Annotated in this window: 1 protein-coding gene; it reads right to left on the minus strand. The window is 53.1% G+C overall.

Going from position 1 to position 401, the window contains the following annotated elements:
• Positions 1-401: hypothetical protein (locus GJR95_RS05945; RefSeq protein WP_198424811.1), on the minus strand; the 401-nt coding region annotated here is incomplete at both ends.

Here is a 401-nt window from a genome sequence, read left to right on the forward strand (position 1 = left end):
GCTTCATCAACGCCATGAAATAGAGGGAGTCCGTGGAGGCCGCCAGAAATTGGGGAATGAAGTGAGGCAGCGCCTTATCCCAGGAAAGGGTGAGCAAGGCTTTATTGGGGGAAAAGTAGTGGATGGTGTTCCACCCATTAAACAAGCCTAGCAGCCGGAGAACAGCACCAGGTGTTTGGCTGGATGGATAATCGGACTGAGGGTGGCGAATATAAACCATGTTTTGCACCGGATTTGGAGCCAAAGGCTGTAGTGGCTCATGCAGGAGTTGACTCGCTTGCCGAAGCATGGGGGCCTGCCAGGAGGTATCCGCCTGCTCACTCAGCTGTTGATCGACAGCACTGCCCAGGGTACCATCTTCATACAGAACTTCGCTCGTTCTAATCTTAACCGACACCTGA

The organism is Spirosoma endbachense (genome assembly GCF_010233585.1).
Taxonomy (GTDB): Bacteria; Bacteroidota; Bacteroidia; order Cytophagales; family Spirosomataceae; genus Spirosoma; species Spirosoma endbachense.